The sequence below is a fragment of the Bradyrhizobium cytisi genome (assembly GCF_008123515.1).
In the GTDB taxonomy this organism is placed as follows: domain Bacteria; phylum Pseudomonadota; class Alphaproteobacteria; order Rhizobiales; family Xanthobacteraceae; genus Bradyrhizobium; species Bradyrhizobium cytisi.
Map to the genome: position 1 here is coordinate 95,731 of NZ_VSSR01000025.1, position 21,755 is coordinate 117,485.

General features: G+C 64.9%; 18 protein-coding genes. 8 read left to right on the plus strand and 10 right to left on the minus strand.

Annotation, left to right across the window (positions count from 1 at the left end):
* Positions 1 to 196: 196 nt before the first annotated feature.
* From FXB38_RS17210 to FXB38_RS17220, 3 genes are read right to left on the minus strand one after another with little or no spacing between them, the layout of a single operon-like run.
* On the minus strand, positions 197 to 1,885 hold the full coding sequence (locus FXB38_RS17210) for a S8 family serine peptidase (protein ID WP_148752054.1): 1,689 nt from the start codon (positions 1,883 to 1,885) through the stop codon (positions 197 to 199).
* Between the two features lie 16 nt (positions 1,886 to 1,901).
* The gene (locus tag FXB38_RS17215) at positions 1,902 to 2,594 is read right to left on the minus strand and encodes a hypothetical protein (RefSeq protein ID WP_148752055.1); all 693 of its coding nucleotides are present in this window, start codon (positions 2,592 to 2,594) and stop codon (positions 1,902 to 1,904) included.
* Entirely contained in the window at positions 2,591 to 3,160 is a 570-nt protein-coding gene (locus FXB38_RS17220; RefSeq protein ID WP_027533902.1) for a sigma-70 family RNA polymerase sigma factor, read from the minus strand. Before FXB38_RS17220 ends, FXB38_RS17215 begins: the two co-directional genes overlap by 4 nt.
* 437 nt (positions 3,161 to 3,597) lie before the next feature.
* On the opposite strand from FXB38_RS17220, the gene FXB38_RS17225 reads away from it, so the two are divergent.
* Positions 3,598 to 4,755, plus strand: coding sequence for a GGDEF domain-containing protein (locus FXB38_RS17225; RefSeq protein ID WP_148752056.1), 1,158 nt, complete (start codon positions 3,598 to 3,600; stop codon positions 4,753 to 4,755).
* A 60-nt stretch (positions 4,756 to 4,815) separates the two neighbouring features.
* The gene (locus FXB38_RS17230; RefSeq protein WP_148752057.1) at positions 4,816 to 5,928 is read left to right on the plus strand and encodes a DUF2336 domain-containing protein; all 1,113 of its coding nucleotides are present in this window, start codon (positions 4,816 to 4,818) and stop codon (positions 5,926 to 5,928) included.
* Positions 5,929 to 6,106: 178 nt separating this feature from the next.
* Here the strand turns inward: FXB38_RS17230 and FXB38_RS17235 are convergent, their stop codons facing one another.
* From FXB38_RS17235 to FXB38_RS17245, 3 genes are all read right to left on the minus strand, one after another.
* Positions 6,107 to 6,757, minus strand: a complete 651-nt coding sequence (locus tag FXB38_RS17235) for a response regulator (RefSeq protein WP_246229944.1) — start codon at positions 6,755 to 6,757, stop codon at positions 6,107 to 6,109.
* Between the two features lie 122 nt (positions 6,758 to 6,879).
* A complete protein-coding gene (locus tag FXB38_RS17240; RefSeq protein ID WP_148752058.1) occupies positions 6,880 to 7,518 on the minus strand; it encodes an NrsF family protein in 639 nt (212 codons plus the stop codon).
* 2 nt (positions 7,519 to 7,520) lie between these two features.
* Positions 7,521 to 8,066, minus strand: coding sequence for a sigma-70 family RNA polymerase sigma factor (locus FXB38_RS17245; RefSeq protein ID WP_187434940.1), 546 nt, complete (start codon positions 8,064 to 8,066; stop codon positions 7,521 to 7,523).
* Positions 8,067 to 8,356: 290 nt separating this feature from the next.
* Between FXB38_RS17245 and FXB38_RS17250 the strand changes: the two genes are divergently transcribed.
* Together FXB38_RS17250 and FXB38_RS17255 are read left to right on the plus strand one after the other, a co-directional pair.
* The gene (locus FXB38_RS17250; RefSeq protein ID WP_148752060.1) at positions 8,357 to 9,022 is read left to right on the plus strand and encodes a hypothetical protein; all 666 of its coding nucleotides are present in this window, start codon (positions 8,357 to 8,359) and stop codon (positions 9,020 to 9,022) included.
* A 159-nt stretch (positions 9,023 to 9,181) separates the two neighbouring features.
* Positions 9,182 to 9,961 carry an enoyl-CoA hydratase gene (locus tag FXB38_RS17255; RefSeq protein ID WP_148752061.1) on the plus strand — a complete coding sequence of 260 codons (780 nt, stop codon included), beginning with the start codon at positions 9,182 to 9,184 and terminating at the stop codon, positions 9,959 to 9,961.
* Positions 9,962 to 9,964: 3 nt separating this feature from the next.
* Here FXB38_RS17255 and FXB38_RS17260 read toward each other — a convergent pair whose 3' ends face one another.
* The gene (locus tag FXB38_RS17260) at positions 9,965 to 11,824 is read right to left on the minus strand and encodes an acetyl-CoA hydrolase/transferase C-terminal domain-containing protein (RefSeq protein WP_148752134.1); all 1,860 of its coding nucleotides are present in this window, start codon (positions 11,822 to 11,824) and stop codon (positions 9,965 to 9,967) included.
* A gap of 259 nt (positions 11,825 to 12,083) precedes the next feature.
* On the opposite strand from FXB38_RS17260, the gene FXB38_RS17265 reads away from it, so the two are divergent.
* From FXB38_RS17265 to FXB38_RS17280, 4 genes are all read left to right on the plus strand, one after another.
* Complete coding sequence (locus tag FXB38_RS17265) at positions 12,084 to 13,481, plus strand: TolC family outer membrane protein (protein WP_187434950.1); 1,398 nt, start codon at positions 12,084 to 12,086, stop codon at positions 13,479 to 13,481.
* Between the two features lie 299 nt (positions 13,482 to 13,780).
* Positions 13,781 to 13,960 carry a P-loop NTPase family protein gene (locus tag FXB38_RS17270; protein ID WP_148752063.1) on the plus strand — a complete coding sequence of 60 codons (180 nt, stop codon included), beginning with the start codon at positions 13,781 to 13,783 and terminating at the stop codon, positions 13,958 to 13,960.
* A gap of 42 nt (positions 13,961 to 14,002) precedes the next feature.
* Positions 14,003 to 14,914 carry an amidohydrolase family protein gene (locus FXB38_RS17275; protein WP_148752064.1) on the plus strand — a complete coding sequence of 304 codons (912 nt, stop codon included), beginning with the start codon at positions 14,003 to 14,005 and terminating at the stop codon, positions 14,912 to 14,914.
* A 200-nt stretch (positions 14,915 to 15,114) separates the two neighbouring features.
* Positions 15,115 to 15,744 (plus strand): LysE family translocator, encoded by a 630-nt coding sequence (locus FXB38_RS17280; RefSeq protein WP_148752065.1) that lies wholly within the window; start codon positions 15,115 to 15,117, stop codon positions 15,742 to 15,744.
* 8 nt (positions 15,745 to 15,752) lie between these two features.
* On the opposite strand, the gene FXB38_RS17285 is transcribed toward FXB38_RS17280, so the two are convergent.
* The 3 genes from FXB38_RS17285 to FXB38_RS17295 all read right to left on the minus strand — a co-directional run bounded on the left by FXB38_RS17285 (position 15,753) and on the right by FXB38_RS17295 (position 21,708).
* Positions 15,753 to 18,869 carry an efflux RND transporter permease subunit gene (locus tag FXB38_RS17285; protein WP_148752066.1) on the minus strand — a complete coding sequence of 1,039 codons (3,117 nt, stop codon included), beginning with the start codon at positions 18,867 to 18,869 and terminating at the stop codon, positions 15,753 to 15,755.
* A 33-nt stretch (positions 18,870 to 18,902) separates the two neighbouring features.
* A complete protein-coding gene (locus tag FXB38_RS17290) occupies positions 18,903 to 20,147 on the minus strand; it encodes an efflux RND transporter periplasmic adaptor subunit (RefSeq protein ID WP_148752067.1) in 1,245 nt (414 codons plus the stop codon).
* Positions 20,148 to 20,292: 145 nt separating this feature from the next.
* A complete protein-coding gene (locus FXB38_RS17295; protein ID WP_148752068.1) occupies positions 20,293 to 21,708 on the minus strand; it encodes a CoA transferase in 1,416 nt (471 codons plus the stop codon).
* Between the last annotated feature and the right edge of the window lie 47 nt (positions 21,709 to 21,755).

Sequence of the window (21,755 nt, forward strand, 5' to 3'; positions counted from 1 at the left end):
AGAGAAGACCCGTCCGGGGGGACAACCGGACGGGTCAAGCCATATGGGCGCTTGGGGTGGATGGGCGCTCGCGCCTGATATGACTGATGGGGAGGGATGACCGCTCCCACATAAATTGGTCGTGGCAGCCGGCTGAACGTTCAAAGCGGGGTTCGATCTTTTAACCTTTGGCCGACGCGCAATGTCGTCGCAGGTGCTATCGCGCCGCCGGCCTATCCACCTGAGAAACCGTGGATTTATCGCCCGCGCTCGACAGCGAGGGCTGCTCGATCGCGCGTATGCCGGGGTCGTCACGGCGCTTCTCGGCATCTTCACGTTTAGTTGTACCGGACGCAGCCGCGACCGGCGTCGTGCTGCCGGCCGGAACGGCCATGACCGCGGCAAACGCATCGGGCTCACCGTCGCCGAAGAGATCGTCACGCCCGGGTGAACCGAGATCACGCGCGGTCTTCGCCAGCGTCATGCGCAACGCTTCCGGCTTCAGGGCATAGTTGCGCTCGAGCAGCAACGCCGCGACGCCGGAGACATAGGCCGCCGAGAACGAGGTGCCCGACGTCATCTGGTATTTGCCATCCGGCGCCGGCAGGAAGATGTCGACGCCCGGCGCCGCCAGCGCGATGTAATTGCCGCGGTTGGACGCGGTGAACAGCTTGTCCTGCTGGTCGGTCGCACTGACCGCGATCACGTTGGGATTGGCGGCGGGATAAAGCGGCGGCGATTTGGCGCCGGCGTTGCCGGCGGCCGCGATCAGCACCAGGCCACGCGCGGCAGTTGCCGCGATCGCACGCTCGATCACGGCGTCCTTCGGACCGGCAAAGCTCATATTGACGATCTGGGCGCCGTGCTCGGCTGCGTAATTGAGCGAGCGCAGGACGATGTAGGACGAGCTCTCGGCGCTGCCGTTGGTGCCGCCGAAGGCGCGAATGGCGATGATGCGCGCTTCCGGCGCGCTGCCCATCAGCTTCGCATGGGCCACGATGGCCCCCGCAATGCCGGTGCCGTGGATATGGGGGCCTTCGCTGCTGCCGAGCGCGTCGAAATTGTCGGCGATGGAGTTGGCGAGTTCGGGGTGCCTGGCATCGATGCCGGAATCGATCACGGCGACCGTGACATTGGCACCGTGCGCCAGCGTATGGGCTTGCGGCAGGCGCAGCTTCGACAGCGCATATTGCGCCGGATCGCCCTCGGTCGGCACCGCCGACTTCTGGTCCTGGAGCACGTAACGGAAGTTCGGCTGGAGCGAACGCACGCTGCCGTCGGCGGCAAATTCGCGCCGCACCGTCTCATACGGCCGGCCGTCGGCGATGCGGAACAGGCCGACCGCGGCCCCGATCAGCGGAAAGCTTTCCGAAGAGACGCGCGTCAAGCCGTGGCGCCGCGCGAGCTCATCGGCCTCGGTCAGCGACAACGCACTGTCGATCTCGGCCACGAACTCGTTGGCGAAGCTGCGCAGATTTACGGCGACCGGCGTATTATTGCCCCGCCCCTTGCCGGCACTCTTCCTGGCCGATTTGCCGGAGCCGTCGCCGCCTCCGTTCGGCTGTGCCAGGCACTCGCCGTCGGCGTCGCGATAGGCTGCCGTGCAGGCCGGGTAGAGGTTCGGCGAGTAGCGCGCATAGGGCAGCACCGGCGTCAAGCCGATCCGTGCCGTGGAGATATGCGGGATGGCGGGGGTGACCCGAGGACCGCGGTCGACGCTCATCACCCTGGCCGCGACACCCGGAGAGATCGTCGGCGTCCGCGAGGGAACACTGATGGCCGGCGTGCGCATGATCGCCTGGGCGTGCGTCCCCTCGATGCCGAGGCAGGCGGCGAGCAGGAGTGCGGCTCCGGCAGACGAAGCGTAGGCCCCGGCTCGCAACTGACTCTCGGACTTGCGCGTCATTGGTGCAGCGGCGCGGTTAAGGCGCCGCCACGGCGAGGTTGACGAACTTCTCGCGCTGCATCCTGCCGAGCAGCGCAGTGAGCTCGTCCTGGCTCATCGCCTTGTCGAACTGCAGACGGAACATGCCGCCCCTGGCATCGCCGATGATCGAGGCCTGGTAGCTGTCGAGCAGCGCGGTGATGTCGGCGACGCGCGCCTCGGGCGTGAAGCGCACCAGCGCCCGCGAAGGTGCTGCCGCCCCGAGCTCGCGCGTGATCGGTGCGCCGGTCGAGAGCGATGCGGTCTGGAAGGTCGAGGTCTGGGTCTTCATCAGCACGGCGCCGATGATGCCGGCCTGGAGCAGCAGCGCAATGGCGCCAAGGCTCGCCGACCAGGCCAGCGCGCGCGGCGACAGGCTGGCGAAGAAGGTGGCAATGCGCGCCGACAACGGCAGCGAACGGGTCGCCCGCGCCGGCTCGGCGTCAATCGCGGCGAACAGCTTCTGCATCGCGCGCGCCGACGGAGCGCCAAGGCTCTCGTTCAAATGAATCGTCTCTTCGTATTCGCCACGGATCGCCGCATACTGCCTGGCGAGCGCAGGATCGCTGGCGAGCGCTTCCTCGACGCGGCGGGCATCGCGCGCGTTCAGCGTGCCAGCAGCGTGCCACGGCAGCAGCAATTCAATTTCACTGGGCTCTTGCTCCAGCATCTTCTTGCTCAACGCCATCATGGCCAGCCTCGCTCAATGCCGGCTGCCTTCAGCAGTTCGGCCAGTTTCTTGCGCGCATAGAACAAGCGCGTCTTCACAGTGTTCTCCGGGATCCCGACGATCTCAGCCACCTCTTCCACGGACTTCTCGTGGTAGTAGACGAGATCGACGATTTCCCGATGGTCCGGCGAGAGGCCCGTCAGGCACTCCCGCAACGCTTCACTGGTGTTCTTCTTCTGAACCGCCGTCTCTGGATTGTCGGACGAATCCTCGATTGCATTGGCGGCCTCGTCGTCCAGCTCAAAATCCTTTCGGCGCCGAAGCGCAGACAGGGCCTTGAATCGGGTGATTGCCAGCAGCCAGGTGGAAACGGCGGATCGGCCCTCGAACTTGCCGGCTTGACGCCAGACGTCGAGAAATACCTCGCTGATGAGGTCTTCCGCCGTCTGCTCGTCCCGCACGAGCCTGAGCCCGAACCTGTAAACCCTGACATGGTGCCGCCCGTACAGCACCTGCATGGCGAGCCGGTCACCTTGGGCGATCCTGGCGATGAGGACCTCGTCCGTAGCCGCCTGTGTCACGCTCAAAGGCCGTCTCGCAAGGTTTGTCGGGTCGATGCAGGGGACGGTTCGACGAGAGGGGTAAAATTCTTCAGGCTACCGCACTGATACGGGGATCTGTGTGATCTACCCCACATAAGCGCAATTTCCTTGTCCCACCCGTGGCGGTCGGCCGCTTCTCTCCAGAACGGTAACATAATACGGAAACACTCTCTTGCGGACTTGCCGTGAGCCGGCCATGCGGCCCGGCCGAGCCCCGTCCATAACACGGCCCTGTGCACCTTATGTCGCACGGGGCCGGCTTTGGTCCGCGATATCGCCTGCGATGCCTAACCGGCTGCAAAATTCCACGCGGCACGAACCCTTCACCCGCGCCGCGTTCCCCGGATTCGGTGCAAAAGGATACCAAACCTAAAGGCTTGCCACGTAGATTTTTTCGGCTGACATCCACCATTGGCGGGACCATGAGCACGGCCGCGACGTCCTTTCCGGAGAGGAATGCCGCAGAGGTCGCGGATCTCGTCCTCGCACCCGAAGCAGCCGCACCGGAGATGTTGGCGCGGCGGATCCGGCAGCGCCGGCAGATGTATATCGGCCAGGTCGCGAGCTATTCGCTCGGCGGCCTTGTCCTGTTGCTCTACGCCTATGACGGCACCGTCCACATGAACGTTCCGTCGCTGTTCTGGGTCGGCGGCCTCTTGATCATCGGCATCTTCGTCGTGATGTCGGAGGCCGGCGTCGGCGACAAGCACGCCGACCATTATCTCACGGTGTTCCAGATCTCGGCGCATATGGCGCTGCAATTCATATTCCTGGTGTCGGCGCCGACGATCGGGATCGCCTTCATCAGCGTGCTGTTCCTGATCTTCGCATTCGGCACGCTGCGCATGACCTCGGCCCAGGCGATGCTGACCTGGGCCCTCGCCTCCGCGGCGCTTGCGGCCGTGTTCCTCGGCTCGGACCTGCCGATCGGCATGCCGGTGGCGACACGGTTGCAGCGGACCGCCTCGATGCTGTGCTTCATGCTGGTGATCGGCCAGTGCGCCTTCCTCGGCCTGTTCGGCGCCACGCTGCGCAAGATCCTGTACCGGCGCAGCATCGAGCTGAAAGCTGCTTATCGGCGCATCGAGGAGCTCGCCGAGCTCGACGAGCTGACCGGCTCCTACAACCGCCGCTGCATCATGCGACTTCTCGACGCCGAGATGGAAAAGTCGCGGCAGGCGGCCGCACCTTGCGCCATCGCACTGATCGACCTCGATTGGTTCAAGCGCATCAACGACGCCTACGGCCATCCCGTCGGCGACGAGGTGCTGCGCACCTTCGCCATCACCATCTTCGCCAACATCCGGCCCGACGACCGTTTCGGCCGCTATGGCGGCGAGGAATTCCTGCTGCTGCTGCCCGGCACCGCAAACGAGGCCGCATCGCGCATGCTCGAGCGGCTGCGCGGCATCATCGCCGATCTCGACTGGAGCGCATTCTCGCCCGGCATGAGCGTGACCATTTCCGCCGGCGTCGTGACGCTACGCAACAACGATACTGCCGACACGTTTCTCGCGCGCGCCGACAGCGCGCTCTATTCCGCCAAGGCACAAGGCCGCAACCGCATTGCAACGAGCTGACCAATCCATTTGCCGGAGCGTGAGAAGACGCCGCCGGACCAATCGCTCCAGGACAGGGCCATGAGAACCAAAACCGCCAAATCATCCGAAAACCTGCTCGACGAATTGCAGTCCGCACTCTCGCACGGCACCGTCGCGCGCCGGGTCGAGACGCTGCGCCGGGTCACCGACCTCTTCATCAACAACGCGGTGGATTATTCCGACGACCATGTCCGCGTCTTCGACGACGTCTTCCAGTGCCTGATCGAACAGATCGAGACCTCGGCGAAAGCGCTGCTCGCCGACCGCCTCGCGCCGATCCCGGCCGCACCGCCCAAAATCATACGTACGCTCGCACTCGATGAGGTGATCGAGGTCGCCGGTCCCGTACTGACGAAGTCAGAGCGGCTGGACGAGACCACCCTGATCGAGATCGCGCGCAGCAAGAGCCAGGCCCATCTCAAGGCGATCTCGCTGCGGCGGGTGCTGTCGGAGGCGCTGACCGACGTGCTGGTGGCGCGCGGCAACGAAGACGTGGTGCAGTCGACCGTCAGCAATCCGGGCGCGCAGCTCTCCGAGGGCAGCCTCACCGACCTCGTCACCCGCGCCGCGCGCGACGATGACCTCGCCGCCTGCATCGGCCTGCGGCCCGACCTGCCGCGCCATCACTATCTGAAGCTGATCGCCAAGGCCTCCCTGAGCGTGCGCAGGAAGCTGGAGGCGGCCCATCCGGAGCTCGCCGACGAAGTGTCGAGCGTGGTCCAGGAAGCCGCGCAGCGGATCCGCGCCGCCGCCATGAGCCGGCAGACCGAGATGGCACGCGCGCTGGTGAAGTCACTCCACGACGACGGCCGTCTCAACGAATTCCAGGTCACGACCTTCGCCGAACAGGGCAAGTTCGATGAGACCAATGCGGGGCTCGCAGCGCTCGCCGGCGTTGCAGTGGAGACCGTCGAGAACATGATGATCGAGAGCCGGACCGAGGGCGTGATGATCCTCGCCAAGGTCGCCGGAATGCAATGGTCGAGCGTGCGCGCGATCATCGCCATGCGCGAAAAGCTGTCCGGCGGCTCGCAGACCGACATACTGACGCTGCGCGATACCTACGAGGCCCTGCGCAGCTCGACGGCGCAGCAGGTGCTGCGCTTTCACCGCATGCAGCGGGGTGCGACGAGCCCAACGCCGGCCGCTTAGCGGGCGAACTCCTCAGGACATATGCTGCCGCCAGGGAGATCAGGATGTTGGCGACCACCACGCCATAGGAATTGCGATACAAGAGCTCGACGAGCGCCCCGCGTATCTTGTCCTCTTGCATCGAAACCTCTCCGCGCGCCGGCAGGTGCGGCGGCTTCGTTTGCGAGTTGCCGTTGCGCTAACCCGCTGGAAGGCCGAGACGAACCGCGTAGGCTGTCAATTCGGCACCACTGTGCAGATCGAGCTTCCGCATAAGATTCTCGCGATGTTTCCTGGCAGTCAGCGGGCTGATGCCGAGACGGCTGGCGATGTCGCGATTGGTGACGCCATGAGGGATCATTCCGAGGATTTGCCGCTCACGCCTCGTCAACGTAACCGGAGATATGATCGCTGCCGTGGGCTCCGGGGTTTCGTTCGGGCCGTCATGCTGGTTCACCGCAAAGCGAACCTCCTCCGCCACATAGGCGCTGCCTGTTCTGATGGCCGCGATCGCAGCGATGAGTTCGGATGGATCGCCGCCCTTGGTCAAATAGCCATTGGCGCCCGCGGAAAAGGCTGCCCGAACGGAACGTGGCTCGACATTGGCGGTGAGGACCAGAACCCGCAGCTCCGGCCATGCCGTTCTCAGTTGGGCTATGAACTGAAATCCGCTCACACCCGGCATGCCGAGATCGAGGATGAGAAGATCGGCGGAGTTTTCGTTCAGCAGCCGATGAACCGCTTCAGCGTCCGCCGCTTCACCACTGACAGTAAGCTCGTCCACGGTCGACAGAAGCTGTTTCAGGCCTTCCCGCATGATGGCGTGATCGTCGGCAATGATCGTCCTCACCAGTCTGCACCTGTGTCGCGCCCGCCCGTAACGGTATTAGGATATCAGTCAACTCCAATCAAGGATGCAGCGGTCGAGATGAACGGTCACAGGCCGAAGACAATTTAGAGTAACCACGCTGCCTAGTAGCGCAGCACTTTGGAGCCAACCGCCGCGCCGATCGCGGTCACGACCGCCGTCGCGATCGTGTACCAGGTCGCGACGAACAGCGGCGAGTCGTCGGTGCAGTGCGAGGCGTAGAGCGTGGCGGCGAGCCCGGCCGACAGCAGGCCAGCAAGCGCACCGGCCAACGCCGGCCGCGACGGCGCGCCGTGGCGCAGACCAAACAGGGCGCCCGCGAGCAGCGGCAGCGACATCGCGGGAATCGCCAGCATGCACCACCGCGAGTTCTTGCCGACGAGCCGCATCGTCATCGGCATGGCCGGCGCCATCATCGCCTCGCTGCCAATCGCGACTGCAAGCAGCCCGACGGGGAGCAGCAGGAGCCAGCCCCAGCCGCGCATCAGGGCTTCGGGCCGCGACAGATGCAGGCTGATGATGATCGCGGGAATCGCGAGCGACAGCGTGACTGCGAACTTCATGTCGAAGAACGGGTTGTGCATGGCGCTCATCACGTCCGGCCGCACGCCGAGAAACGTCGCGAAGATCAGGATGGACAAAGGCGCCGCCACGAGAAGTGCCATGGTCAGCATCGCGCCGACACGCGGGGCGCGATGGGTGTTATCGGCCGCAAGGCTACGAATGAGTTGATCGGTATCCATGACTAGTGGTCCCGTAGTTTGGCAGTCAGGGCCGAAAGCCCCCGATGCAGTGCGACCCGCACGGCACCTTCGCTCATCGAGAATTTCGCCGCCGTATCCTTGATCGAGGTGCTGTCGACCGCGATCGACTGCAACACGTCGCGTTGGCGCTGCGGCAGGGTGTTGAGCTGCGCCGTCACCTCGCCTGCCGAGGCCGTCTCCTGCGGCGTCTCCCCGGGCAGCGTCTCGGCGAAATCGTCGATATTGACGAAGACGCGGCGGCCGCGGCGCCTGAGCGCATCGATCAGCTTGTTGCGGCCGATCGCGAACAGCCAGGGAGCGAAAGGCGCTTCGCTGTCCCAGGTGTGCCGCTTCAGATGCACCGCCAACAAAATCTCCTGCACGATATCCTCGGCCTGATCGGGAGGCTGCCCGGCCCTTGCCAGGCCGCGCCTCGCGGCAGCGCGCAGCACCGGGGTGACCGCCCTCAACAGGCGATGATATGCCGCATCATCCCCTGCCATGGCCGACCGCATCAGGCCGGTCCACTCGTCCTCACGTCCGCGCACGCGCGCCCTCACCATTGCAATTCGGCCGCTCTTTCAATTTGTTACGTCGGGACCTGCGTGATCACGAAGTCGTGATCGACGCTGGGCCCCGACCACAAGGCAGCCGCAGAAACTCTGTCAGGGGCTCATAACACCGATCGGTCTCTGCCGCACCCGGCCGCCTCTGTACCCCACCGGTTTGCCCCGGTTTTGCCCCGTGTGGCCCGAAGATTCCCATTTTTTGCCCCGCTGTCGTCATGGGCCGGGGTCTCTGTTCGCCCCGGGACGGGCGAATTGGGGAGATCGTCAACATGATGAAAGCCAGCGGACGCGCGGCATTGGTCGTTCTGGCCGGACTATTGCTGCTGTTTGGAGCTTCGGTGCAGGCCGCGCCGAGCTCTGCGAGCACGAAGCCGGACGGCGCAAGCAAACAGGCCGAAGCGGACAAGCCGGGTAAGCAGCGACGCCATTCGTCGCGCCACACCGACAGCAAGACGGCGCAGAAATCCGACGACAAGACTGACAAGGCGGATGCCACGCCGCAGGCCGACGAGGCCAAGGCTGGCAAAGAGGCCAGCACCGACGTTCCGGCGTCGAGCCAGATGCCCCCGGAAGTCGCCAATGCGAACGCGCAGCTCGCCGCCGACACGCCGCCCGCGGCCGCAGCCTCGGCGATGACGGGCCGCGCCAATGACAATGTGCAGGCCGCGGCCGACAGTCCCGCCGCTCCGGGCGCCGAAAACCAGGTGGTCGCGCCCGACCAGCTCAACGACCTCGATCGCGCCCTGCAACAGGACAATCCGCCCGTGCAGAAGGCCGTGGTCGCCGCAACCGACGCGCAGCCGCGCCCGGCGCCGGTGATGGCAAGCAGCCAGCCGAGCTCGGCCTGGGACCAGAGCTCCCTGATCGGGAAGATCTTCATCGGCGTCGGCACGCTGCTGACGCTGGCCTCCGCCGCGCGCATGTTCATGGCCTAGGTCTTGGCCCAATTCTTGGCCTAGGTCTTGGCCCAAGTCTTGGCCTAACGGCTCATTTCGGGGCGCGCGCTACCCGCGCGTCCCGGCGGCTTTTGGCCCCCTTGAAGGCATCCGCGCCAGCAGGCACATTGCCCGCCCAATCAAAAGCGTGGGTGGAGCATGAGCACGTTCGAACACATCATCGTCGAAAGCAAAGGCGCGGTCGGCATCATCAAGCTGAACCGGCCGAAGTTGCTCAACGCGCTCTCCTTCGGCGTCTTTCGCGAGATTGCCGCCGCCGTCGACGATCTCGAAGCCGATGACGCCATCGGCTGCATCGTCGTGACCGGCAGCGAGAAGGCCTTCGCCGCCGGCGCCGACATCAAGGAGATGCAGCCGAAGGGCTTCATCGACATGTTCTCCGAAGATTTCGCCGCGATCGGCGGCGACCGCATCGCGCGCTGCCGCAAGCCGACCATTGCAGCGGTCGCCGGCTATGCGCTCGGCGGCGGCTGCGAGCTCGCCATGATGTGCGACTTCATCATCGCCGCCGACACTGCCAAATTCGGCCAGCCCGAGATCACGCTCGGCACCATCCCCGGCATCGGCGGCACCCAGCGCCTCACCCGCGCGATCGGCAAGTCCAAGGCAATGGATCTCTGCCTCACCGGCCGCATGATGGATGCGGCGGAAGCCGAACGCAGCGGCCTCGTCAGCCGCATCGTGCCGGCCGACAAGCTGATGGACGAGACCATGGCGGCGGCGGAGAAGATCGCCGCGATGTCACGCCCTGCCGTCACAATGGCCAAGGAAGCAGTCAATCGCGCCTTCGAGACCACGCTCGCCGAAGGCATGAGCGTCGAGCGGAATCTGTTCCACTCGACCTTCGCGCTCGAAGACCGCTCCGAGGGTATGGCGGCGTTCATCGAGAAGCGCACGCCGGTGAACAAGAACCGGTAGGATCTACGTGGCGCGGCTCTGTGCGAGGGCCGCGCTGACGAGCGCGCGATAGAAGCGCTCGGCCCACGTCTTTGGTTGATCGAGGCCGAGGCGTCCGAGACACGCCTCGTCGGCCGTATCCGGCTTTCGCATCAATCCCTGCCACACCAGGCCTGCCAGCGCGCGCGATGAATGTTGCGCGCCCTGGAGAATCTCCAGCGCCGGAATGAGGCGCTGCTCCACCTCGGTGAAATCGCAGCCGAACGGGAACGACGGCAAGAGCCCGGCGTCTCGCGCATGCTTGAGCGCAGCCGCGATCCGCTCGGGATGGTTTTCGCGGTGAGCCGCCGGAATCTCGTAGCCCCGCGGCAGTTTGCCGGCGTCCTTTGCAACCCGCGCCAGCTCGTCCTGGAAGCGCGAGTCAGCGATCTCGAGCATGGCCGCGATCACGTCGGCGTCCGACTTTCCCTTGAGATCGGCAACGCCGTATTCGGTGACGAAAACATCGCGCAGGTGGCGCGGAATCGTCTCGTGTCCGTAGCGCCAGAGAATGTTGGATTTCAGCGTACGGCCCGCTTGCCGCGTCGCTTCAAGCGTCAGCACCGATCGCGCACCGTGAAGCGCGAAGGCCTGCGCCACGAAGTTGTATTGCCCGCCGACGCCGCTCACGACCTGGCCGTCGTCGAGGCCGTCGGATACGGCCGCGCCCAGCAGCGTCGCCATCATCGTGTTGTTGATGAAGCGTGCATCGACGCGTTCACGGCGCTTCCGATCCTCCTCGCCATAGAGCTCGTTCGTGAACGACACCGGCATCATCTGGATGCTCGCGATCTGGTCCGGCGGCATTTCGCGCAACGCGCGATAGAAGGATTTCGGACCGAGAAAGAAAGCGCCGTGCAGCACCACGCCTTCGACGGCGCGCTTGAGAATGCCGGCGTCGATCAGGCCGATGAACGCCTCGGTCACCATCTCGCTGACACCGTAGAGGCCGGCCTCGAAGGCGCCGGCTTCCTGCGCAACGGCTGGTCGCGCCGGAGACAGCCGCGCGACGACCTCATGAAACGCTACGCTATTGCGATGGCGCAGGATCAGGCCTTGCGCGAGCGCATCGCCGATCTGCCCGATGCCGATCTGAAGCGTACCGCCGTCGCGCACGAGGGATGCCGCGTTCAGTCCGATGGCGTATTTGGTATCGGAGATCGGCTCCGACGGCGGCGCAAACAGGGGAAAATCGGTAGCCGTGCTGTCCAGCACGGCGCTGAACTCGTCGGCTGGAAGATCGCCAGGGCCCGGCATGAACGGCAGCTCGGAATTCACCTGCGCGATCAGCTTGAACGACGCACGTCCGGCGCGGCGCTCACGCAGCACATCCAGCGTCGTATCGGTGTTACAGGACAGGCTGTAGCGCGGCACGCCGTCGACGACGCGCTTGGCCACCAGCTGTGTCACCACGTTCATCCCGCGCGCGAGCAGATAGCTCGCCGCATGGGTGTAGTTGGCCGAGATGTAATTCTGCTGCGCCGCCGGCACGTGCAGCCAGCGTCCAGCAAGAAAGAAGAATTCGACCACGTTGATGTTGGGCGGCAGCCGATTTTCGCGCAGCGCCTCGGCATAGGCCAGATCGGGATACAATCCGAACAGGCGGTCGATCACGGGCGTGATGAACCGGCGTTCGATCAGGGCCTGCGGCTTCGGCTTTTCCAGTGTCAGCGCCGAGAGCAATGTCAGCTTGATGTAAGGATCGGCACTGGCCCGCGCGTAGAGTGCGTTGACGACGTGATTGGCCTTGCCGAGGCCGAGCGGCAGACCGACCACCAGATCGATTCCGACGTCGCGAATGATCTCCTCTGCAAGCGCATCGGGATCGGAGAAGAATTTCGGCATCATCCGTGGGTCCGGACCACATTGCAAAGGCGCCCGACGGAATTGGCAGGCGCCGCCAGTCCCCTATAGCGCATTCGAGCCGGAATCGCTGTGTGACGCACCTGCAACAAGCACGGATTTCATGGGGGTTTCCTCCGCGGCAGTTTGCCTGCGAGACCGGCGCTGGGTAAACAGTTAAGAGAGCCGCCGTCGGCGGGGGCGGACAGCCAGGATTTTGCGGGATTACATGATTGGGCGTACCGCCAGAGCTGGTCGCGTGATGACGCGGCGTCGATCGGGCGTGGGTCCTGTCCTCGCGACGTGGACCACGGTGGCGCTCTGTTGCGCCCTGCCCGCCGCGGCCTGCGCGGAGGCCCTGCCGGAGGCGCTGGTCAAGGCCTACCAGACCAATCCGCAACTCAACGCCGAGCGCGCACGGCAGCGCGCCACCGACGAAAACGTGCCGCAGGCGCTGGCAGGCTATCGGCCGCAGATCGTGGCGAGCCTCAGCGCCGGCCTGCAGGCCGTACGCAACCTGCTTCCGGACAACACCATCCAGACCGCGACGCTAAAACCCTGGACCATCGGGGTCACGGTGTCGCAGACCCTGTTCAACGGCTTCCGCACCGCCAACAGCGTGCGGGTCGCGGAACTTCAGGTGCAGTCCGGCCGCGAGGCGCTGCGCAATGTCGGCCAGGGCGTGCTGCTCGACGCCGTCACCGCCTACACCAACGTGTTGGCGAACCAGTCGCTGGTCGAGGCGCAACGCTCCAACGTCGCCTTCCTGCGCGAGACGCTCTCCATCACCCAGCGCCGCCTCAATGCCGGCGACGTCACCCCGACCGACAGCGCCCAGGCCGAGGCGCGCCTCAATCGCGGCCTTGCCGATCTCAATGCCGCCGAGGTCGCACTCGCGGTGAGCCAGGCGACCTATTCCCAGGTGATCGGCAATGCGCCTTCGGCGCTTCGCCCCGCCGAGGTGGTCGATCGCTATCTGCCGAAGAGCCGCGAGGATTCGATCGCGATGGCGATCCGCGAGCATCCGGCGGTGATGGCCGCGGGCTTCGACGTCGACGTCGCCTCGACCAATATCCGCGTCGCCGAAGGCGCGCTGCTGCCGAGCGCCAGCCTGCAGGGCAGCGTCAGCCGCAGCCGCGACAGCGACCCGACGCTCGGCACCTTCGCCACCGACCAGGCCTCGATCGTCGCCAACGTCACCGCCCCGATCTATGACGGCGGCCAGGCGGCCTCGCAGACCCGGCAGGCCAAGGAAGTGACGGCACAGAGCCGGCTCGTGCTCGACCAGATGCGCAACCAGGCGCGCACGGCGGCCGTCAGCGCCTGGGTCACCAATGAAGGCGCCAAGATCGCGGTCTCGGCCTCGGAGTCCGAGGTGAAGGCCGCAACCGTCGCCCTCCAGGGCGTGCAGCGCGAGGCCGCCGGCGGACAGCGCACCACGGTCGATGTGCTGAACTCGCAGGCCGACCTGATCCAGGCCAGAGCCCGCCTGATCGGTGCGCTGCGCGACCGCGTCATCGCGTCCTATACCCTGCTCAGCGCCGTCGGCCATCTCGACGTCAAGACGCTGAGCCTGAACACGCCCGACTATCTGCCCGAGATGCACTACCACCAGGTCCGCGACGCCTGGCAAGGACTGCGCACGCCGTCAGGGCAGTAATCCATTTTCCGGGTGAGCACCGCGCTGGGCATCCTGGCGGTGGCCGGCTTCGGCCTGCCGCTTTGGCGGCCACCTATAAAAATGTCGAAAACAACCCATGCACAGTAGCCGATGAAGTCGCGCGCGAGGATTGCTGATTTTACGAATTTTATTTGACGCGTCGGGCAAAACAGGGGCACAATGTCATCCTCGCAATGTGTGGATTTGTAGCGCCGTTGCGAAACCCGTCGACGTAGGCGTAGCCTAATCACTTCCTGTCGAGAGAGGTGATAGCATCGGACGTCGTTGGACTCGCAGCCATGACCTCAAAACCGCCCATCGACCTGCTGGCCACAGTTGCGCGCTTCGGCCGCAACCTCGCAAAAGATGAGGCGTGGCTCGCGCGTCTAACCTCCCCTGTGGTCCGCGTCGACGGTGCGCGGCCGATTGCGGAGCTGGTCGAGCAGCTATGCGCCGACGTGGCTCGACTGCCCGGCTGATGTGATATCGTTCCGAGCGCCTTCCTCGCCGCCGGAGCAGCCATGACCGACAAAAAGTACGCGCGCGCAGCGCAACCCGCGACGCCGATCAACTTCGAAGTGCCGGCGCATGCCTGCGATTGTCACACCCATATCCACGGCGATGTCGAAAAGTTTCCTTTCTTTGCCGGGCGCGTCTATACGCCAGGGCCAGCAAGCCCGGAAGAAATGGCAGCGCTGCACAAGGCGCTCCATATCGAGCGCGTCGTGATCGTCACGCCGAGCGTCTACGGCACCGACAATTCCTCCAGCCTGTTCGGAATCAAGGCGCGCGGCGCGACCGCACGCGGGGTGGCCGTGATCGACGACAAGACCACGGAAGCTCAGCTCGACACGATGCATGCGAACGGCTTTCGCGGCATCCGCATCAATCTTGCCACCGACGGCGTCAACAATCCCGATGTCGGCCGCACCCGCCTCACCGCCGCCATCGAGCGCATGAAAGCGCGCGGCTGGCACGTGCAGCTCTACACCACGCTGGCGATGATCTCGGCGATCAGGGATCTCGTGCTGGCCTCACCGGTGCCCGCGGTGTTCGACCACTTCGGCGGCCTCGAGGCCTCGCTCGGACTGGAGCAGCCCGGATTTGCGGACCTCGTCGCACTCGTCACATCGGGCAAGGCGTACGTGAAGATTTCGGGCGCCTATCGCTCGTCGAACCTCGCGCCCGACTATCAGGACATGATGCCCTATGCGCACGCACTGATCGCCGCAAACCCGGACCGCATCGTCTGGGGCACCGACTGGCCACATCCGGATTCGGCACAAGTCGAGGGCCGCAAGACTAGCGACCTCGCACCGTTCCACCAGATCGACGACGGCCGCCTGCTCAACCAGCTTCCGGTATGGGCACCGGATGCGGATGTGCGCAGGAAGATCCTGGTCGACAATCCGGCGCGGCTGTACGGATTCTGAGTCGCGACACGCGCAATTAGGTTCAATGAAGTGCGACGCAGCTCCATGTCGAGTGGCGAAACTCTGTCGCACGAGTGCAACGAGATTGGACTCACACGAACGTGTTCGTGGTTCCTTTCGCTTTTCACCCTTTCGGTTGAGGCACGGACCCTCGCATCCGGGTACGCACACGCACTGATTTCATTTGTTCGTGCGGGTGCATGCTTTTATCGCATTATCTTGCCGCGCTTTTGTCCGGCATCGGAATTGGTTTCACCGTCGCCGCCCCCATCGGGCCAATGGGCATGCTGTGCATTCAGCGCACATTGGAGTCGGGCATCGCCACAGGCCTCGCCACCGGCTTCGGCGCGGCGACTGTGCATCTCACCTACAGCGCCTTCGCAGTTTTGGGATTAGGCGCGCTTGCACAGCCCTGGGTCGAGGCGAATGCTGTTGTCTTCGGCATCGTCTCGGCACTCACGCTGCTGTGGTTCGCGCTCCGCACGCACCGGTGCTCCATCGTGCTCCAGGACGCCGGTGAGATCGACAGAGTGCATCTCGCTCGCGCCTATCTCAGCGCCATCGCGCTCGGGCTGACCAATCCATTGACGGTCATCCTGTTTCTCGCGGCGTTGCACGCATTCTCCACGCAGGCCGCAGCCGCACCGCTAATCGCGGGCGTCTTCGTCGGCTCGGCGGTCTGGTGGATGATCCTCAGCACGATCGTCGCAACCGCGCGCTCGCGGCTGACGCCGCGGATGCTGTCATTGAGCAGCCGGTTCGCCAGCCTGATGCTGCTCGGGCTCGGGACCTCGATGCTGCTGCGGATCGCGCAGCGCGCGTTGGGCTAGCTCGCGCGTCAGCGCGCGCGACGGGAGAAGAAGGAGATCAGCACCGGCAGCGTCACCAGGATCACGACCGGTGCCAGCATCATGCCGGTGACGACCACGACCGCGAGCGGCTTCTGCACCTGCGAGCCGATGCCCGCCGACAGCGCAGCCGGTAGCAGGCCGACGCCGGCGACCACGCAGGTCATCAACACCGGGCGGAGCTGGAGCTCGCCGGTGCGGATCACTGCGCTGACGCGGTCCATGCCTTCATCGATCAATTGGTTGAACTGCGAGAGGATAATGATGCCATCCATCACCGCGATGCCGAACAGGGCGATGAACCCGATCGCCGCCGAGACGCTGAAGGCGGTGCCGGTGATCAGCAGACCGAGCACGCCGCCGAAGATCGCCATCGGGATCACGCTCATGGCGAGCAAGGTATCGGTCATCGAGCCGAAATTGAACCAGAGCAGGATGCCGATCAGCGCCAGCGAGATCGGCACCACGATCGACAGCCGCCGGATCGCGTCCTGGAGATTGCCGAACTCGCCGACCCATTCCATGTGCGAGGCAGGCGGCAGCTGAACCTGGTCAGCGATCTTCTGCTGCGCCTCGCGGATGGCGCTGCCAAGGTCGCGCTCGCGCACCGAGAACTTGATCGGCAGATAGCGCTCCTGCTGCTCGCGATAGATGTAGGCGGCGCCGGAGACGAGGCTGATGTTGGCGACCTCGCTCAAAGGGATTTGTGTCACGGAGCCGTTCGGCCCGGGCGCGCCGATCCGTATGTTCTGGATCGCCTCGGCGCTGCGGCGGTACTCCGGCGCAAGGCGAACGATGATCGGGAAGTGACGGTCGGAGCCCGGCTCGTAGATATCGCCCGCGGTGTCGCCGCCGATCGCGACCTTGATGGTAGCGTTGATGTCGCCGGGGGCGAGCCCGTAGCGCGCGGCCTTGGCGCGGTCGATGTCGATCTGCACGGTCGGCTGCCCGAGCGAGGTGAAGACCGCGAGGTCGGTGACGCCCTGCACGGTCGCCAGCACCGACTTGATCTTGTTGGCGGTGTCGGTCAGCGCCTGGAGATCGCTGCCGAACAGCTTGATCGAGTTCTCGCCCTTCACGCCGGAAACGGCTTCCGAGACGTTGTCCTGGAGATATTGCGAGAAGTTGAACTCGACGCCGGGGAAGCGGTCGTCGAGCTGCTTGAGCAGCTGCGCGGTCAGCTCTTCCTTGTCATGCGTGCCGGGCCACTGGTCTACAGGCTTCAGCGGCGCGAAGAACTCGGCGTTGAAGAAGCCCGCGGCGTCGGTGCCGTCGTCGGGACGGCCGTGCTGCGACACCACGGATTCGACCTCGGGCCGGGCGCGGATCAGCTTGCGCATCTCGTTGACGTAGGAGTTGCCTTCCTGCAGCGAGATGGTCGGCGGCAGCGTGGCGCGGATCCAGAGGTTGCCCTCTTCGAGCTTGGGCAGGAATTCGAGGCCGAGCAGCCGGCCGAGCGCAACCGTCATCAGCACGAGGCCGACCGAGGCGCCGAGCATGATGCTGCGGTTGGCGACGGCCCAATTCAAAACCGGCATGTAGATCCGGTGCAGGATCTGCATCACCCTGGTCTCGGTTTCCTCGACATGCGCCGGCAGGATGATCGCGGACAGCGCAGGCGTCACGGTGAAGGTCGCCAGCAGGCCGCCGGCGAGCGCGTAGGCATAGGTGCGCGCCATCGGCCCGAATATGTTGCCCTCGACGCCTGACAGCGTGAACAGCGGCAGGAAGGCCGCGATGATGATCGCAGCGGCAAAGAAGATCGAGCGCGAGACGTCGGCCGCGGCGCTGAGGATGGCGTGGCTCTTCATGCCGAACAGCGTGTCGGGCGACATCTGCTCGGATTCCGCCGGCGGCGTGGTCTGCGTCAGGCGGCGGAAGATCGCCTCCACCATGATGACGGTGGCATCCACGATCAGGCCGAAATCGATGGCACCGACCGACAGCAGGTTGGCCGATTCCCCGCGCAGCACCAGGATGATCACGGCGAAGAACAAGGCGAACGGAATCGTGGCGCCGACGATCAGCGCACTTCGCAGATCGCCGAGGAAGATCCACTGCAACAGCACGATCAGGAGGATGCCGACCACCATGTTGTGCAGCACGGTGTGGGTGGTGAGCTCGATCAGGTCGCCGCGGTCATAGATGCGCTCGATGCGGACGCCGGGCGGCAGGATACTGGACTCGTTGATGGTTTGAACGAGCTGGTGGACCCGCTTGATGGTTGGCGAGCTCTGCTCGCCGCGGCGCATCAGCACGATGCCCTGCACGATATCGTCGGAATCGTCGATGCCGGCGATGCCGAGACGCGGCTTCTGGCCGACGGTGACGGTGGCGACGTCCTTCACCAGCACCGGATTGCCGTTGGTCTGGGCGATCATGGTGTTGGCGAGGTCGTCGATGGAGCGGATCAGGCCGACGCCGCGGACCACGGCCGATTGCTGGCCGATATTGACGGTGTTGCCGCCGACATTGACGTTCGAATTGCTGACCGCCTGGAGCAGCTGCGGCAGCGTCAGGCCGTTGGCGACCAGCTTGTTGTTGTCGACCTGGAGCTCATAGGTCTTGCTCTTGCCGCCCCACCCGGTGACGTCGATCACGCCGGGCACGGCGCGGAAGCGACGCTGGAGGATCCAGTCCTGAATGGTCTTGAGGTCGAGCACGCTGTAGTTCGGCGGGCCGACCAGCCGATAGCGGAAGATTTCGCCGATCGGGCTCAGCGGCGAGATCTGCGGCTGCACGTTGCCCGGCAGCGGCGCGAGCTGCGCCAGGCGGTTCAAGACCTGCTGCAACGCCTCGTCATAGGTGTAGGCGAAGGAGAACTGCAGCTTGACGTCGGAAAGGCCGTAGAGCGAGATGGTGCGGATGGTCGTGAGGTTCTTCAGGCCCGCGACCTGGGTCTCGATCGGGATCGTGATGTAGCGCTCGATCTCTTCCGCCGACAGGCCCGGGCTCTGCGTGACGATGTCGACCATCGGCGGGGTCGGATCGGGATAGGCCTCGATGTTGAGCTGATTGAACGCAATCAGGCCGCCGATGAGCACGGCGACAAACATGCCGACCATCAGGAAGCGCCGGTTGACGGCTAGGGCGACGAGACGGTCCATTCAGGTTTTTCGCAGTTTCTTGGGGCTCGTCGATCAGCTACCGGACGCCGCGCGGTCGATGAACAGGCTGCCTTTGACGACGATCTGTTCGCCGGGCTTCAGGTTGCTGGTCACCTCGACGAGGTTGCCGTTGATGAGGCCGGTCTTGATCTGGCGGAGCTCGACCGACTTGTCCTCGCGCGCGACCCAGATGCGGACCTGGTCGCCTTCGTAGATCAGCGCCTGCTTCGGCACCGCAGGCGCCCCGCGGTCGCCGGCCGAATAGATCGTGACGTTGGCGAACATTTCCGGCTTGAGCAGACCATCCTTGTTGTCGATCGTGGCGCGGACCAGCAGGCGGCGGGTACTGGGATCGATCGCGGCGGCGACGTAGTTGATCTTGGCGGTCAGCGGACGGCCCGGCAGCGCCATCACGTTGACGCTGATGTCCTGCCCGACGCTGACGGAGGCGGCGTCGCTCTCGCGCACGAAAGCGGTGAGCCAGACCGTGGAGAGATCGCCGATCACGAAGACCGGATCGCTGGCGCCGGAGTTGACGTATTGGCCGGGACCGATCTTGCGCTGCACGACCGTGCCCGAGATCGGCGCATAGATCGTGATTTCCGGATTGATGGTGCTCTTGGTCTGGAACGCCTTGATCGTCTCGTCGGTGAAACCGAGGATCCGCAGCTTGTTGTTTGCAGCCTCCAGCGCCGTCACCGAGGAGCGCATGTCGTTCTGCGCCTGGACCTGGGTCGCTTCCGCCTGCTGATAGTCCTTGAGTGGAATGGCGCGGCCTTCGTAGAGATCCTTGGCGCGCCGGTACTGGATGTCGGCAAGCTCAAGCGCCGACTTCGCCTTGTTCTGCGACGTCATCGCCGCGATGAAATCGTTCTGGGCCTGCACGGTGTCGGCGGCCTCGATTGTGAACAGCGGTTGACCTTGGGTCACGCTCTCGCCGGGCTTGGCGAGCAGCTTGGTCACCCGGCCCGCATAAGGCGAGAACACCGGCGTCGAACGGTCTTCGTCGACCGCGACCTTGCCTTCGGTGACATACTCGGCGCGGAAGCTTTTGGCATTGACCGGCTCGATCGTCAGCGTCGCCCATTCCGACGGTGTCGGCGTGAAGTTCTGCGCATTCCGGCGCGACTGGCTGGAGACTTCGGAATGGCTCTTGTCCTTGGCGCCCGCATGGAGAAAGCCGTAGGCCCCGGCCCCGGCAAGCGCCAGTAAAACTACGGATGTAATCACCCGTCGTTTTGTAAGCACCTGCAATCGCTTGGTATTTTCAACTACCATGGGGCCCGGTCAAGTCTGCGACGATCTCGGCAAACGACTGCCTCATCGGTCGCGCTAATAGTGCCGAATTGAGATTTCAAACAACCTAAAAAACGCTGGGCGTCCTGCGGTTTGCGTTAAAAATTTGCGACGCGTCAGCTTCACGTCAGCTTCGCGCCGGCCATTGCGGCGGATGGCTGCCGAGCGGCATGGCCGGACGGCTCCATCGCGCCGGTGTCCGCGACAGCACCGCCGAATGGCGCACCGCCGTCAACGTGCCGAAGCCAGATGACACTGTCTCTATGAACGTTGCATGTACAGCCTCACCCGTAAGATCCGGGGTGTTAAGACCACCTTCGAGACGGCCGAGATTCCAAAGCCAGCGTCCGGTCTGCGCCAGCGACACGCACACGTGCCAGCTGCCGCCTTCACGCGCCTGGCGCGCCCTCGCCATCATCGCGCCGAATGCCATCAGATAGCCGGTGGCGTGGTCGAGCATCTGCGCCGGCAATTCCTTGGGACCGTTGATGCCGGCGGCCTTGCCTTCCGCGTCGTTGAAGCCGGTCGTGGTCTGCACCAGCGAATCGAAGCCGCGCCGCTCGGCCCATGGGCCGGCATGGCCGTAAGCCGACAGCGTGACGTAGACGATGCCGGGATTGATCTCCGCGGCCTGCTCCGGCGAAAAGCCGAGGGCTGCGAGCGCGCGCGGGCGATAGCCTTGCGAGAAGATGTCGGCCTCCTTCAACAGCGCGCGCAGCTGCGCTTGGCCCGCCTCGCTCTTCAGCTCGATGAAGGTGGTGAGCTTGCCGCGGCCGGTGTCGATGGTGAGCCAGGGAATGGCAGGCAGCTCCGGCCCCGAGACGAGCATCACGTCCGCACCGTGCGCGGCAAGCGTGCGGCCGGCGACGGGACCGGCGATGACGCGGGAGAGATCGAGCACGCGAAGACCCGAGAGGGGGCGATCGCCTTTGGGCCACGGCTTTTTAGACCAAGATTTTGGAGAGGCGTCGCCGATCTTCTCGATCGAGATCAGCGGCAATTGCGCGAGCGCACGTGCTTGCGGCAGCGCCGACCATTCATCGTAAGAGCGCATCAGAGCGACGACCCCGCCGGCGGCATAGGCCGCGGCTTCAAAATCCTCGCCCTTCCATTGCATCAGCGCGGCTTGCACCTTCTCGCGCTCGGGCACACAGCCAAGCACCTTGCAGACGGCGTCGCGGTGATGCCTGAAATTGGTGTGGCAGCGAACGAAACGGCTATCGCCGGTCTTGTAGACGCCGGCGATGGCATCCCAGGCCGGTGGCGGCGGCTTGTCGTCGAGGCGCAGATAACGCTCGGAACGGCATTCGACGACGGCGTGACGCATGTCGACGGCGACATCCTGCGCCTCGACGCCGCGCATCCGCCAGATTTCAGCAGCGGCAAGGCCGGCAGCGGCAATCGTCGTTTGTCCGGCAACGGCAACGCGAAACGAGGATGGGATCTGCGGCTCTTCGCCGGTCAGCCATACACGCGCGAGCGCAGCCTTGTCGCCGTCGGCGGAAGCCCAGATGTCGCTGAGAATGTCGGCAGGGCTTTGCATGACCGCTTCTCTCCCTTAGCTTTGCGACTTCCATTAGCACACAAAGG

What these genes read in the sequence shown, in the direction of transcription:
- FXB38_RS17210 (WP_148752054.1), bottom strand. Translation starts at nt 1,885, where the DNA reads ATGACGCGCAAGTCCGAGAGTCAGTTGCGAGCCGGGGCCTACGCTTCG.
- FXB38_RS17215 (WP_148752055.1), bottom strand. Translation starts at nt 2,594, where the DNA reads ATGATGGCGTTGAGCAAGAAGATGCTGGAGCAAGAGCCCAGTGAAATT.
- FXB38_RS17225 (WP_148752056.1), top strand. Translation starts at nt 3,598, where the DNA reads ATGAGCACGGCCGCGACGTCCTTTCCGGAGAGGAATGCCGCAGAGGTC.
- FXB38_RS17230 (WP_148752057.1), top strand. Translation starts at nt 4,816, where the DNA reads ATGAGAACCAAAACCGCCAAATCATCCGAAAACCTGCTCGACGAATTG.
- FXB38_RS17240 (WP_148752058.1), bottom strand. Translation starts at nt 7,518, where the DNA reads ATGGATACCGATCAACTCATTCGTAGCCTTGCGGCCGATAACACCCAT.
- FXB38_RS17250 (WP_148752060.1), top strand. Translation starts at nt 8,357, where the DNA reads ATGATGAAAGCCAGCGGACGCGCGGCATTGGTCGTTCTGGCCGGACTA.
- FXB38_RS17255 (WP_148752061.1), top strand. Translation starts at nt 9,182, where the DNA reads ATGAGCACGTTCGAACACATCATCGTCGAAAGCAAAGGCGCGGTCGGC.
- FXB38_RS17260 (WP_148752134.1), bottom strand. Translation starts at nt 11,824, where the DNA reads ATGCCGAAATTCTTCTCCGATCCCGATGCGCTTGCAGAGGAGATCATT.
- FXB38_RS17265 (WP_187434950.1), top strand. Translation starts at nt 12,084, where the DNA reads ATGACGCGGCGTCGATCGGGCGTGGGTCCTGTCCTCGCGACGTGGACC.
- FXB38_RS17270 (WP_148752063.1), top strand. Translation starts at nt 13,781, where the DNA reads ATGACCTCAAAACCGCCCATCGACCTGCTGGCCACAGTTGCGCGCTTC.
- FXB38_RS17275 (WP_148752064.1), top strand. Translation starts at nt 14,003, where the DNA reads ATGACCGACAAAAAGTACGCGCGCGCAGCGCAACCCGCGACGCCGATC.
- FXB38_RS17280 (WP_148752065.1), top strand. Translation starts at nt 15,115, where the DNA reads ATGCTTTTATCGCATTATCTTGCCGCGCTTTTGTCCGGCATCGGAATT.
- FXB38_RS17285 (WP_148752066.1), bottom strand. Translation starts at nt 18,869, where the DNA reads ATGGACCGTCTCGTCGCCCTAGCCGTCAACCGGCGCTTCCTGATGGTC.
- FXB38_RS17290 (WP_148752067.1), bottom strand. Translation starts at nt 20,147, where the DNA reads ATGGTAGTTGAAAATACCAAGCGATTGCAGGTGCTTACAAAACGACGG.
- FXB38_RS17295 (WP_148752068.1), bottom strand. Translation starts at nt 21,708, where the DNA reads ATGCAAAGCCCTGCCGACATTCTCAGCGACATCTGGGCTTCCGCCGAC.